The sequence below is a fragment of the Comamonas sp. GW821-FHT11H03 genome, from assembly GCF_058807955.1.
In genome coordinates, this window is the sequence record NZ_JBXARF010000004.1 from 354,301 (window position 1) to 366,653 (window position 12,353).

12 protein-coding genes and 1 pseudogene are annotated in these 12,353 nt (G+C 61.3%); 8 read left to right on the plus strand and 5 right to left on the minus strand.

Features of this window, described 5'->3' with window-relative positions:
* Positions 1-305 precede the first annotated feature (305 nt).
* The gene (locus tag AC1RTQ_RS12120) at positions 306-1,250 is read right to left on the minus strand and encodes a GlxA family transcriptional regulator (protein ID WP_409817604.1); all 945 of its coding nucleotides are present in this window, start codon (positions 1,248-1,250) and stop codon (positions 306-308) included.
* Positions 1,251-1,331: 81 nt separating this feature from the next.
* On the opposite strand from AC1RTQ_RS12120, the gene AC1RTQ_RS12125 reads away from it, so the two are divergent.
* The 4 genes and pseudogenes from AC1RTQ_RS12125 to AC1RTQ_RS12140 all read left to right on the plus strand — a co-directional run bounded on the left by AC1RTQ_RS12125 (position 1,332) and on the right by AC1RTQ_RS12140 (position 3,461).
* Positions 1,332-1,562 carry a hypothetical protein gene (locus AC1RTQ_RS12125; protein ID WP_492876015.1) on the plus strand — a complete coding sequence of 77 codons (231 nt, stop codon included), beginning with the start codon at positions 1,332-1,334 and terminating at the stop codon, positions 1,560-1,562.
* Positions 1,517-1,843 (plus strand): annotated as a pseudogene (locus AC1RTQ_RS12130) (SDR family NAD(P)-dependent oxidoreductase); the annotation flags it as partial. The gene AC1RTQ_RS12125 and the pseudogene AC1RTQ_RS12130, both read left to right, overlap by 46 nt.
* Positions 1,844-1,864: 21 nt before the next feature.
* Complete coding sequence (locus AC1RTQ_RS12135) at positions 1,865-2,998, plus strand: thiolase family protein (protein ID WP_492876017.1); 1,134 nt, start codon at positions 1,865-1,867, stop codon at positions 2,996-2,998.
* 46 nt (positions 2,999-3,044) lie between these two features.
* A complete protein-coding gene (locus tag AC1RTQ_RS12140) occupies positions 3,045-3,461 on the plus strand; it encodes a PaaI family thioesterase (RefSeq protein WP_492876018.1) in 417 nt (138 codons plus the stop codon).
* A gap of 524 nt (positions 3,462-3,985) precedes the next feature.
* Here the strand turns inward: AC1RTQ_RS12140 and AC1RTQ_RS12145 are convergent.
* Both AC1RTQ_RS12145 and cls read right to left on the minus strand, forming a co-directional pair.
* Positions 3,986-4,837 (minus strand): NAD-dependent protein deacetylase, encoded by an 852-nt coding sequence (locus tag AC1RTQ_RS12145; protein WP_492876020.1) that lies wholly within the window; start codon positions 4,835-4,837, stop codon positions 3,986-3,988.
* Positions 4,837-6,276: a cardiolipin synthase gene (gene cls, locus AC1RTQ_RS12150; protein WP_492876133.1), complete on the minus strand. Its 1,440-nt coding sequence runs from the start codon at positions 6,274-6,276 to the stop codon at positions 4,837-4,839. Before cls ends, AC1RTQ_RS12145 begins: the two co-directional genes overlap by 1 nt.
* Positions 6,277-6,443: 167 nt before the next feature.
* On the opposite strand from cls, the gene AC1RTQ_RS12155 reads away from it, so the two are divergent.
* A complete protein-coding gene (locus AC1RTQ_RS12155) occupies positions 6,444-6,740 on the plus strand; it encodes a helix-turn-helix transcriptional regulator (RefSeq protein WP_492876021.1) in 297 nt (98 codons plus the stop codon).
* Between the two features lie 82 nt (positions 6,741-6,822).
* Positions 6,823-7,410, plus strand: coding sequence for a GAF domain-containing protein (locus tag AC1RTQ_RS12160; RefSeq protein ID WP_302090165.1), 588 nt, complete (start codon positions 6,823-6,825; stop codon positions 7,408-7,410).
* 27 nt (positions 7,411-7,437) lie between these two features.
* Here the strand turns inward: AC1RTQ_RS12160 and AC1RTQ_RS12165 are convergent, their stop codons facing one another.
* Both AC1RTQ_RS12165 and AC1RTQ_RS12170 read right to left on the minus strand, forming a co-directional pair.
* The gene (locus AC1RTQ_RS12165) at positions 7,438-8,286 is read right to left on the minus strand and encodes a fumarylacetoacetate hydrolase family protein (RefSeq protein WP_302090164.1); all 849 of its coding nucleotides are present in this window, start codon (positions 8,284-8,286) and stop codon (positions 7,438-7,440) included.
* Positions 8,287-8,417: 131 nt separating this feature from the next.
* On the minus strand, positions 8,418-9,149 hold the full coding sequence (locus AC1RTQ_RS12170; RefSeq protein ID WP_302090163.1) for a maleate cis-trans isomerase family protein: 732 nt from the start codon (positions 9,147-9,149) through the stop codon (positions 8,418-8,420).
* 273 nt (positions 9,150-9,422) lie between these two features.
* Between AC1RTQ_RS12170 and AC1RTQ_RS12175 the strand changes: the two genes are divergently transcribed.
* Positions 9,423-10,727, plus strand: a complete 1,305-nt coding sequence (locus AC1RTQ_RS12175; RefSeq protein ID WP_304349236.1) for an MFS transporter — start codon at positions 9,423-9,425, stop codon at positions 10,725-10,727.
* Positions 10,728-10,910: 183 nt separating this feature from the next.
* The gene (gene hydA / locus AC1RTQ_RS12180) at positions 10,911-12,344 is read left to right on the plus strand and encodes a dihydropyrimidinase (RefSeq protein ID WP_304349237.1); all 1,434 of its coding nucleotides are present in this window, start codon (positions 10,911-10,913) and stop codon (positions 12,342-12,344) included.
* The last annotated feature ends 9 nt before the right edge of the window (positions 12,345-12,353 follow it).

Here is a 12,353-nt window from a genome sequence, read left to right on the forward strand (position 1 = left end):
GCCCCGCACTTTGAAGGAGGCTGGCGGGCATCGCGCACCTCAGCGAGGAACTCTCTCACCCGCAAGTCATCAGCCTGCTGACAGCAACCCTGTTTTTATTCGAGATGATGAGAGATCGGGATCCCAGGGGGGCCGCCTCCCCGCGCTAGAGCAGGCATCCAAGTACTTGCATATCCCCGAATCAGCGCCGGCTGTGGCGGTAGTTCGCAGTTCACAGATCGCCATCATGGCCAGTTGGCTCAGTACCCGGCTGGTCGTTCCACGCACGGTGCAAGTTACGCATTTCACGGAGCGTGTCAGCCGTTTTACGGCTCCACCCGAGCTTCGCGCCGTACGGCCTGTGGCGGCATGCCGAAGCCACGCAGGAAGGCTTCGCGCATATGGCGCCGGTCACGAAAACCTGTCTCCTGAGCAATCACCTCCAGCGGATGCCGACTGCCCTCAATCATCAGCCGCGCGGCTTCAAGCCGAAGACCCTCCACGGCTTTGGCGGGGGACTGCCCCGTCTCGGCCGTGAACACCCGGCTGAACTGGCGTGGACTCAAGCTGGCAGCCTCGGCCAGCTCTTCCACGCTCAATGCTTGAGAAAGGTTGCGCCGAGCATGCTCCAACGCCTGCTGGATGCGGTCTGACTTGGGTGCCAGCTTGAGCATCTCCGAGTGCTGTGACTGCCCGCCCGAGCGGCGCTGGTGCATGACCAAGCGGTGTGCAACCGACCGTGCAACCTTGGCGCCCAGGTCTTTTTCCACCAGCGCTAACGCCAGGTCGATCTCCGCCGTCATACCGGCAGAGGTCCAGATCGGTCCGTCGGCAATGTAGATGCGGTCGGACTCAATCTGCGCCTGTGGGTGGCGCTGCTGCAAGGCCTCGGCCCAATACCAGTGCGTGGTGGCGCGGCGCCCATCAAGCAGGCCCGCGTCGCCCAGCAGGAAAGCGCCCGTGCACAGGCCGGCCACGCGCCAAGCGGATACCGTCACCTTGCTCAGCAGCCGGATCAGCTCCGGTGCCGGAGCGACGTCTCTTGGAGTGAGATTGCCCGCAACCAGCCAGGTGTCTGCCCTGCTGTTGGCCGTGAAAGGGTTTGCCTGCAATGCAAGCCCTGCCGAAGCTCGGACCGCGCCATTCATCGCATAGGTTTCCACCTCATAGAAGGGCTTCTCCGTCATCAGGTTGGCGAGTTCGAACACGGCCTGGGTGGCCAGCGCCATGACTTGGAAGCCTTCCGGCAGGATGTAACCGATGCGGTGCATAAAGAGCGTCCTTTCCGATGTCCTTTTTCATGACTATATACGTCATTTACGACAAACCACGCACATCGCACCATTCAGGCCATGGACAACATCCATCAACCTCAAGGAGTTTCACCATGGCACAAACCTATCTCGGTACCAACCTCGTTACCGAGGAATCCAGCGGCATCGGTGCGCCACATGCAAAAAAAGCTCGCTCAGCGTGGCTATGACCTGATCCTGGTCGCCCGCAACACCGAACAGCCGAACGCGCTGACGAGCAGCGCAAGGCTTTTGTACTGGCTTTCAGCCAGTCGCTGCAGCATGAGTTGACTGACCAAGGTGTTCGGGTGCAGGCAGTGTTGCCTGGTGCCACGGCCACGGACTTCTGGGCCATCGGTGGATTGCCGGTAGAGAGCCTGGATGCAAGCATCGTGACGAGCGTCGAAGACCTCGTCGATGCAGCACTGCTGGGGTTTGAGCGTGGAGAAGAGGTCTCTACTTCCTCACTGCATGCTGGCGAGAAGTGGGATGCCTATGAGGCCGCACGCCAAGCTATGGCTGGCCAGTTGTCCAGCAACATCACCGCCCAGCGCTACGCCGCTGCGCACTGACTATCGCAAGGAGCCCATGTCATGAAAGCCGTTATTGCCGCTTATGCGCGCTCGCCGTTTCACTTCGCCCGCAAGGGCCGCTTGGCCGAAGTGCGGCCGGACACGCTGGCAGCCCAGGTCGTACAGGGTTTGTTGAAGCGCTCCGACCTGGACCCTGCACTCCTGGAGGATGTGATCCTCGGCTGCGCCTACCCCGAGGCCTCGCAAGGCAACAATCTGGCGCGCATCGTCGGCCTGCTGGCCGGCCTGCCCGAGACCGTGGGCGGCATGACTGTGAACCGGTTTTGCGGCTCGTCGATGCAGGCCGTGCATATTGCCGCAGCGCAGATCGAGGCCGGCATGGGCGACGCCTTCCTCTGCGTGGGCGTGGAATCCATGACGATGGTTCCGCAGGGCGGCTTCAACTTCTCACCGAACCCCCAGTTGCAGGCAAATACCGACGCCTATATTTCAATGGGCGAAACGGCGGAAAACGTGGCGCAGAGATGGGGGGTGACCCGCGCCGACCAGGAGTTGCTGGCACTGCAATCCCATCAGAAAGCCGCCGCTGCTCGCGACCAGGGTCTGCTGGTCGATGAAATCGTGCCTATTCTCTTACCGGATGGAGAACTGCTGGATGCCGACGGCTGCATACGCCCCGCCACCACACTGGAGACCCTGGCCGGGCTCAAGCCCGCCTTCAGGCCTGATGGAGTGGTCACGGCGGGCACATCGTCGCCATTGACCGACGGCGCTGCGGCCGTGCTGGTCACTAGCGACGATTTTGCCGAACGCCATGGTCTGCAGGCACTGGCGCGCATCCGCAGCTTCGCGACCGTGGGAGTGGACCCAGCGATCATGGGCATCGGTCCGATACCCGCCGCACGCAAGGCGCTGGCCCGCGCAGGTCTCACTGTGGCCAATCTGGACGTGGTTGAGATCAACGAAGCTTTCTCTTCGCAGGCGCTGGCCTGCATCCGAGACCTCGGCCTGGACATGGAGACCGTGAATATTGACGGCGGTGGGCTCGCCATCGGTCATCCACTTGGCGCCACTGGTGCGCGCATCACCGGCAAGGCAGCTGCCTTGCTTGCACGACAGCAGGGACGATATGCCCTGGCCACCCAATGCATCGGCGGTGGGCAAGGTATTGCTACGGTGCTGGAGAGACCGTGAACGCATATCGACAGAGACCAAGACTTCAACTCCACTCGAGGAAACCATGATGCTCCGTAGCACCGAAACCCTGGACAGTCTGTTTGAACGCCAGCGCGGCACACTGCCCGATATCTTTGGCGCACGGCCGCTGACACTTGCCGAAGGCCGCATGACCATGGAGCTGACTATTGCACCGTGGATGATGGCACCCAATGGCTTTCTACATGCCGCCACACAGGTGATGCTGGCCGACACCTGCGCCGGCTATGCGACGCTGGCGCATCTACCGGAAGGCGCGAAAGGATTCACGACACTGGAGCTGAAATCCAACTTCCTTGGTACTGCGAAGCAAGGGATCTTGCGCGTGGAGGCTGTGGCTGAGCATCTGGGGAGGACAACGCAGGTGTGGTCGGCCACCTTGTTCGATGACAAGGGACGTAAGCTATCGCTCTTCCGTTGCTCGCAGATCGTGCTCTGGTGACTGAGCCCTTGCCATGCTTGAGTCAGCAGCCTCAAAACATCCGACAGAAACCGATGGCTCCCTGGGAGCAGACGGAGCGCAGCACGTAGGCCAGGCTTTCGCTGTGACCTGCGATCCACACGAACTGCCAACCTCGGTGCGGAGGTCAGCCGAGTCGACGCCCCAGACACTTCACCGAGTTCGCAGGAACCGCAATACCTGCGCCGCATATTCCGACGGCCCCGGCTCCGCCAGAAGTTTCACGCTGGAGCTTGGGCCGCATGACCGCACCCATGCAGGCCACAAGCCGCTCAAGGGCGGCACACAAGACCCCTTGGCATTCCCCGCCGCTTCATGAAGCGCAGCCATGCGCCGCTGCTGCGCCACGATTTCCACCCGATCGGTGGCAATGAGCTCGAGACCGTGATCCGCAACACCGGAGGCATGCTGTGCCATCCTTTACCTCAACGAGACCGGCGTGCGCTCCAGGAGTATGCAGACTGTTTGCGCCGCCCTGCCCTCATCGATTGCGCAAAGGCAGTGAGCTAGCTTGTCTCGACCAGGCCCATCAAGACCTGGCCCACATCGGCCTCGAGCTTGAAATCCAGCAATGCATCGGCTCGCGTCACCCCCTGGTTGATGGCCACGATGGACTTGCCCTGCTCATGCGCTGCCAGCGCAAAGCGGTAACCCGAATACACCATCAATGAAGAGCCGGCGATCAGCACGGCGTCAGCCCTGGCCACGGCAGCCATGCAGGTCTGCACGCGCTCACGCGGCACGGTCTCGCCAAAGAACACCACATCGGGCTTGATCAGGCCCGTTGCGCAATGTGGGCAGGCCGGCACGACAAAGCGACTGAAGTCCTGGTTTTCCAGATCGGCGTCGCCATCCGGCGCAGGTGTGGCATAGAGCTGGGCCCAGGCCGGGTTCAGTGCCAGCAACCGCTGCTGCAGATCGGCACGGGCAGAGCGCTTGTCGCAGTCCATGCAGCGTACGGTGTCGATGCGCCCGTGCAGGTCCACGATGTTCAGGCTGCCGGCCGCATCATGCAGGCCATCGACATTCTGGGTGATCAGCAACTCCAGCCGGCCTTGCTGCTCCAGTCGCGCCAGTGCCTGGTGAGCGGAACCGGGCCGCGCCTGACCCATCACGCGCCAGCCCAGCATGGAACGCGCCCAGTAGCGCTGACGCACCAGTACATCGCCCATGAAGGCCTGATAGGTCACGGGCTGGGGACGCTTCCACTGTCCGTTGCGGTCACGATAGTCGGGAATGCCGGCTTCGGTGCTGCAGCCTGCACCGCCAATGACCACCACGCGCGGGTGCGCATGCAGCCAGTCCTGCAGGCGCCACAGCGCCAGAGCATCCACACAATGATTCAGGGTTTCACTCATTACAGCAGCGGCGATGTCAATCGGGCCACGGAACCGACCAGCCGTCGTCGCAGGCCTTTTTCGCTGCGATATTGCACCATTCGAGCCTGACCCAGGTCGGCATCGAACTGGGCAGCGATGGCCTGATTCAGCTCTGGCCCGTAGCCGATCACACAGACCTCATAGTTGAGGAAAAAGCTGCGATAGTCAAAATTGGCTGTGCCGATCATGGCCATATTGTCATCGACCACCAAGGTCTTGGAGTGCAGCATGCTGGCCGCATATTCATAGATATGCACGCCACAACGAATCAGCTCGTCAAAATAGGAGCGCGCAGCGGCCGTCACCAATAGCGAATCAGACTTCTTCGGCACCAGAATGCGGACCTCCACCCCGCGCAGCGCGGCATTGGTGAGAGCCGTCAGCGCGCCTTCGGTCGGCACAAAGTAAGGCGTGGTCAGCAAGATGCGCTGCTGAGCCGCGTTGATGGCCGCCAGATAGGCGCGGTAGATGGCGTCCAGGTGGTCATCAGGCCCAGAGGTCACGACCTGCATGGGGATGGGGCCGTCTTCGCAATCAGGCAGCAGATCATCTAGATCGTCGGGCAGGCGGTGCGGATCGTCACTGCGGGTGTAGGCCCAATCCTCGAGAAACACGGTCTGCAGCCAATTGACAACGGAGCCTTCGACCCGGATATGCACGTCATGATATGCATCGTTACAAATGCGCTCGTTCTCTTCATCGGTGACGTTCACGCCGCCCGTAAAGCCCACTTTTCCATCGCAGACCAGAATCTTGCGGTGGGTACGGAAGTTGATGACGGGCCGCAGCCGCCGCCCTATCTTGGCGTCGTGAAAGCGCAGCACCTCGGCCCCGGCCTGCTGTAGCGGCTCCAGAAACTTTCGCCCCAGCTTCTTGGAGCCCAGAGCATCCACCAGCAAACGCACCTGCACGCCTGCACGTGCTTTCTCGATCAGCAAATCACGCAAGGCCGTGCCAGTCTCATCGGGCTCGTAGATGTAGTACTCCAGATGCACATGGTGGCGTGCTGCGCTCACGGCCTCGGCAATCGCATCAAAGGTCGCGCCCCCCCCCACAAGCAACTGCATGGAAGTGGCCGTGCTTACCGGGAAATCGCTGGTCATGCCAACCAGCCGCGCCACCTGACGCAGACGTTCCTGCTGGGCCGGAATGCGCTCCCTGAGCTTTTGCATGCTGTTGCGCAAACGCGAACGCTTGCGCGAGCGCAGCCGCTTGATACGCTGGCGTTTCATGCGCTGCGGACCGAAGTAGTAATAGACCAACAGACCCACCACAGGCAGCGCTGCCATGGACAACAGCCAGCTCAGCGTGGCAATCGGCTGGCTGCGCTGCAGCAGAATCCAGATGCCTACCACGACGACATACAGCGACCAGCCCACAGACAGCCAGAGCTTGACGCTCTCGTGGCTCAGCTGCATTGCTATCCAGTCCAATTGCGCACTCCTGTTGTTCGATGAACCATTGCCAACATGCCCTCGCAGTATGGCAGCGGCATGGCAGACTTCGGCGGTCCGCCTGACCGGGGAAACGCCCTCCAGCAGACGCCATGCTTTTGTGCCATGCGACAAAGAGTATATTGATATGCATGACTTCCGAACTCATCACGACTCTGGCCCAGGCTCGCAAGGCCGCCCGCATCACCCAGGCCGATCTGGCCGAACGTGCCGGTCTGTCGCGCATGGCCGTACAGCGCACTGAAACCGGCGATGTCGACCCGCGCTTTTCCACTCTGCGGGAAATGGCCCGTGTACTGAATATGGAGCTGATCGCCGTACCGGCCGAGCTCCACGCCCAGGTGCTGTCACTGATTCAGCCCCAGACCGACCAGAAGGGTGCAGCCGACAGCATCGCCAGTCCGGTGACCGGCCAGGATTCGCTATGAAGTCTTACGTCTTGTTAACTTGAGAACCCTGTTTGCTCGGCCACAATGGCCCGTTTTTTGCTGACATTCAGAGGTTTGAGAGATGGCGATTCACAACTGGGATTACGCACCGGAGGCGCTGGAGGTACAGGTCAGCGAATTGTTGCTGGCCACGGCAGATCAAAGCGACGAACTGGTCGATGAAAGCGTGCGCCTGGTCCTGCAGGAGCTGCGCCAGCACCTCAATATGGAGGTGATTTTTATCTCAGAGATCCGCAACAGCCAACGCATGTTCCAGCATGTCGATACTGCTCCCGGCAAGGAATTGATTGCTACTGGCGGCGGCGGCCCTCTGGAAGAGTCGTTTTGCCAGTGCGTGCTCGACGGCGTTCTGCCCGGTCTGGTCCAGGATGCGGCCACCCACCCGGCCTTTACCAAGCTGCCGGCAACTCCTTTTCGTGTAGGTGCTCATCTGAGCACCCCTATCGTGCTGGCCAGCGGCAAGGTCTACGGCACGCTGTGCTGCTTCAGTCAGGCCGCCGATGAAAGCCTGACGGCCAAGGACCTGCAAAAACTCGAATGCGTGGCCAGGATCATCGCCAGGCGACTCGATATCAAGCAGGCTCAACAACTGCAGCCGGCCGAAGAAAAGCGCACGCCTTGCGGCCCGACTTCTCCCGGAAAGCTCTGAAAACTAGCTCTCCGGGAAAAAGCTGCGTCAGTTCACCGCCACGCAGACCTGGCGCTGCTCGCCCAGTCCGTCAGCACCCAACCGCACCACGTCGCCGGGCTTGAGAAAGACGGGCTCTGGCTTTTGACCCAGGCCCACGCCCGCAGGCGTTCCGGTGAGAATCACATCGCCGGCCTCCAGCGTCATGAAGTGGCTGATATAGCTGATGATCTTGGGCACGCCAAAGATGAAATTGCTGGTATTGCTGCCTTGCATGCGCTGGCCGTTCACTTCAAGCCACAGCGCAATGCGGTGCGGATCGGCCACCTCGTCGGCCGTCAGCAGCCAGGGTCCCAGCGGTGCAAAGCTGTCATGGCTCTTGCCCTTGTCCCAGGTGCCTCCGCGCTCCATCTGCCAAGCCCGCTCGGACACATCGTTGCCCAGCACATAGCCGGCCACATGACCCAGCGCGGCCTGCTCGCCCACCCGCGTGGCACGGCTGCCGATGACCACCCCCAGCTCCACTTCCCAGTCCACCTTGGTCGCCGCCGGCGCTATCTGTATGGCATCATTGGGCCCGCTGATGGCCGTGACCGCCTTCATGAACAGCACCGGTTCGGCCGGTGGCGCAGCCCCCGCCTCTGCCGCATGGTCTGCATAGTTGAGCCCCACGCAGACGATCTTGCCCACCTGCGCCACCGGGCAGCCCAGTCGGGGGGCTCCTGACACGGCCGGCAGCGCCTCGGATTGTCGATCGCGCCATTGCGCCAGCTTTTCTGGATGCAGCTCGGCGCCGCGCCAGTCCGCCACCCAGGCCGAAGCATCGCGCAACACTCCTTGAGCATCCAGCAGACCGGGCTTTTCCTCACCGGCAGCTCCAAATCGAACCAGTTTCATAGTCTCTCCATTCCTCGGAAATCACTTTCGGGCGCTCGGCACAAACACAGGTATTCCACCACCAGGCACCGTCATCCTCGACTCGTCTTTCACCACAGCCTGCTGGCGGCCCCTGCTTGAGCCACCCGCTGTCACGCCACTTCAAACAAGCGCCCCCACCCCTTGATATCCGCCGGGCTACGCCCTGCCGCACGCAGCATTCCCCACACCGTGGTACTTACCGTATCGAGCAGCGGCACATTCCAGCGCCGCTCCACCTGATCGGCCAGCTGCGCTGCATGCAGATTGGTGCAGTAAGTCACCACCGCATCGGGAGCGCCCTCCTCGATCACCTCTGCAATCAGCCCCAGCAGTTGCTCCGGCTCCACGAGCGCGAAGCGGTGATTGACCGAAATGTTCAGATGCCGGTGAGCCGTGGTTTCCACACCGGCTGCGCGGTAATTGTTGACGATACATTGCTGCACATCCGCGGTATAGGGGCTCACGATGGCCAGCTTTTTGACGGAAAGCTTTTGCATCAGCTCATTGAGCGCCAGGATGGCCGTCGTTGCCTTGATGCCCGTACGCTGCTCGATGCGCTCGCACAACTGCCGATCGCAGTCAAAACCGCGCCAGCCGGCAGCGGTACCACTCCAGCCGATCACATCCACTTTGGCATCCGCCAGCAGCTCTGCGGCCGCAAGAATCTTGCTGTCATCAAACTGATTGAGCGCGGCCTGCGCCAACGAAATCTCCGTCACCGTGAAGCGCGAAAAATGCGCCGAGCATCGACCCGCGCTGGCGGCAAGCGCACTGGTCAGAGGCTCCAGCGCCGTATTCGAAGAAGGCGTCAGCACGCCCAGGCATGTCTTGGTTGCAGTCATCTCTTGTGTTTCTCCGTGAAGGGCTGACCGTCTCAGCGGCCGAATCATATTGTTCTCAGTCCAACGAAAAACGTCAACAATACTGTCAACAACAATAAAAGCATCAATTCTTAAAGTCGCCAGAAAATACATTCCACTTCGTCTGTAGCACTGCGGAAATGCAGATATTTCAACGCAAATTTAGTCACATAGGTGTTTTCTATATTGTTTACAACATTGTCGACATTTAAATTTTCATCACATCAACCAACCCTGGATGGAGTGACCCCGAAGATGCATATCCCGACCACAGCCGCAGCGGAGCACACGCAGGCTCCGACCAAAGTCCGATGGAAGATCTTCCTGATGATGTTGTTCCTCATCTCGATCAACTACATCGACCGAGCTTCGCTATCGGTAGCCATGCCGATGATTGCCAAGGAATTCGATCTGAGTCCTGCCATGCAGGGCTTGTTGCTGAGCTCGTTTTTCTGGACCTATGCCTTCATGCAGATCCCAGGAGGCATGCTTGCCGACAAATACGGCCCGCGCTCCGTCATCGCCGGCGCCACTCTGGGCTGGGGTCTGTTTCAAACCATCGCCGCCTTCACCACGGGCTGGTTCCCACTGCTGCTGACACGCCTGGGCCTGGGAGCCGCCGAAGCCCCCATCTACCCGGCCGGCGGCAAGCTCAACGGCATCTGGATGTCCCAGAACGAGCGCGGCCGCGGTGCCACGCTGCTTGACGGCGGCGCACCGTTGGGCGCCGCCCTGGGGGCCATCATCATTGCAGGCCTGATCGCCTTCTTCGGCTCCTGGCGCATCTCCTTCGTGGTCGCCGGCGTCGGCACCATGATCGCGGGCTACTTTGCCTGGTCCTATATCCGCAACCACCCTCGCGAACATTCCGGCGTGAACGAGGCCGAAGCCCGTCACATCGAAGCAGCACATGCCGAAGACGCCAGGGCCGACGCCGGCACCAGCAAGGGCAAGCTGCTGGACTTCTTCAAGTACCGCTCGGTGTGGGGCATGTTCTTTGGCTGGATGTGCTTCAACGCACTCTTTTACGGTCTGCTGACCTGGATGCCCACCTACCTGTCCAAGGTGCACGGCATGGACATCAAGGCCATGGGCGGCGCGCTTTTCGCCATGTTCTTCTCCGGCTTCGTGGGAGAAATGATCGGCGGCTGGATCGCCGACAAATGGCGTGAGAAAGGTGGCAACCAGGCCACCGTGCTGCGCACTCTGTTCGGCATTGCATCGATCATCGCCACCATCGCCATCTATGGTGTCTCGCAGATCACCGACCCCGTCACGGTCGTCATCCTGCTGTCCATCACCCTGTTTTTCCTGCGCTGGTGCGGCCTGTTCTGGTGCATCCCCTCCCTGATCGGAACCCGCAATCGCGTCGGCTTTCTGGGCGGCGTCATGAACCTCGGCGGCAATTGCGCCGGTATTGGCGTGCCCATCATCGTGGGGCTCATCGTGCAGGCAACAGGTTCCTACTTCATGGCGCTGATGATGTTCACCGGCGCAGGCGTGGGCTTGTTCATCTGCTCGGCCTTGCTGATCGACTACAGCAAGAAGGTACCCGTGTAAGCCTCAGGCATGAAGACAGCCAGAGCGGCCTGCCGACGCAGCGCCGCTCCTGCCTCCTCGGTACACCAAGGAAGCCCCTCCGAAGCAGCCACTGCCTCATCGAGCTTGAGCGCGCCACACACATCACCACAGTCATGCCAGCACCGGCAGCCACTCACTTTCAACGTAGAACCGACCCCGAACATGAACCCCTGCGAATTCGATATCGTGGTGCGCAATGCGCAAGTCGCAACCGCCAGTGACATCTTTGAAGCCGACATCGGCATCCGCAACGGCAAGATCGCCCAGCTGGGCAACAAGCTGCCTGCCGGCACTCACGAATACGACGCTCAAGGCCGAGTGGTCACACCGGGCGGTATCGATGCCCACTGCCATCTGGATCAGCCCATGGAACCGCCCGTGCGCATGGCAGACGACTTCGAAAGCGGCACCCGCGCTGCAGCCTGCGGCGGCACCACCACGGTCATCCCCTTCGCCGCCCAGGCCAAAGGCCAGTCCTTGCGCGCAGCCGTGGCCGACTACCATCGCCGCGCAGAAGGCAAAGCATGTGTGGACTATGGTTTCCACATGATCGTCAGCGACCCCACCCCGGAAGTACTGGAAAACGAACTGCCCGCGCTGATCCGGGAAGGCTACACCTCCTTCAAGATCTACATGACCTATGACGATCTGAAGCTCGATGACGGTCAGATTCTCGATGTTCTGGACGTGGCTCGCAAATACGATGCCACGGCCATGATCCATGCCGAGAATGCCGACTGCATCCAATGGCTGACCAAGCGCCTGGAAGCCAGCGGCCGCACCGCCCCCCGCTATCACGCAGTCTCGCGCCCCATGCTGGTGGAGCGCGAGGCCACGCACCGCGCCATTGCGCTCTCGGAGCTTGCCGATGTGCCGATACTCATCGTCCATGTCTCGGGCCGCGAGGCTGTCGAGCAGATCCGCTGGGCGCGCTCCCACGGCATGAACATCATGGCCGAGACCTGCCCTCAATACCTGTTCCTGAGCGCAGAAGACCTGGGCCTGGACGACAGCTACCAGGGCGCCAAGTGCGTATGCAGCCCGCCGCCACGCGACAAGGCCAACCAGGAGGTCATCTGGAACGGTCTCAATGACGGCCTCTTCACCGTATTCTCATCCGACCATGCGCCATTCAACTACGACGCCCCGGAAGGCAAAAAGCCGGGTGGCCAGGAGGTGTCCTTCAGCCATATCCCAAACGGCATCCCGGGCATCGAGACTCGCCTGTCCCTGCTCTATACCCACGGCGTGCTGGCTGGACGCATGACGCTGAACCGCTTTGTGGAACTGACCTCCACCAACCCGGCCAAGGTCTATGGGCTGCATCCGCGCAAGGGCAGCATCGCCATAGGAGCCGATGCCGACCTGGTCGTCTGGCAGGAGGGCGAGCGCACCATCAACAACCGCGACCTGCATCACAACGTGGACCATACTCCTTACGAAGGCCAGTTGATCAAGGCCTGGCCCTGCCTGACCCTGTCGGGCGGCCAGATCGTCTGGGATGGCGAGAAGTTCCAGGCCCGAGCCGGCCAGGGACGATTCCTGCAGCGTGGAGCCCCCACATTGCTGCCCAAGCGACCTGCACCCCGCTTCTGAACCGGAGCA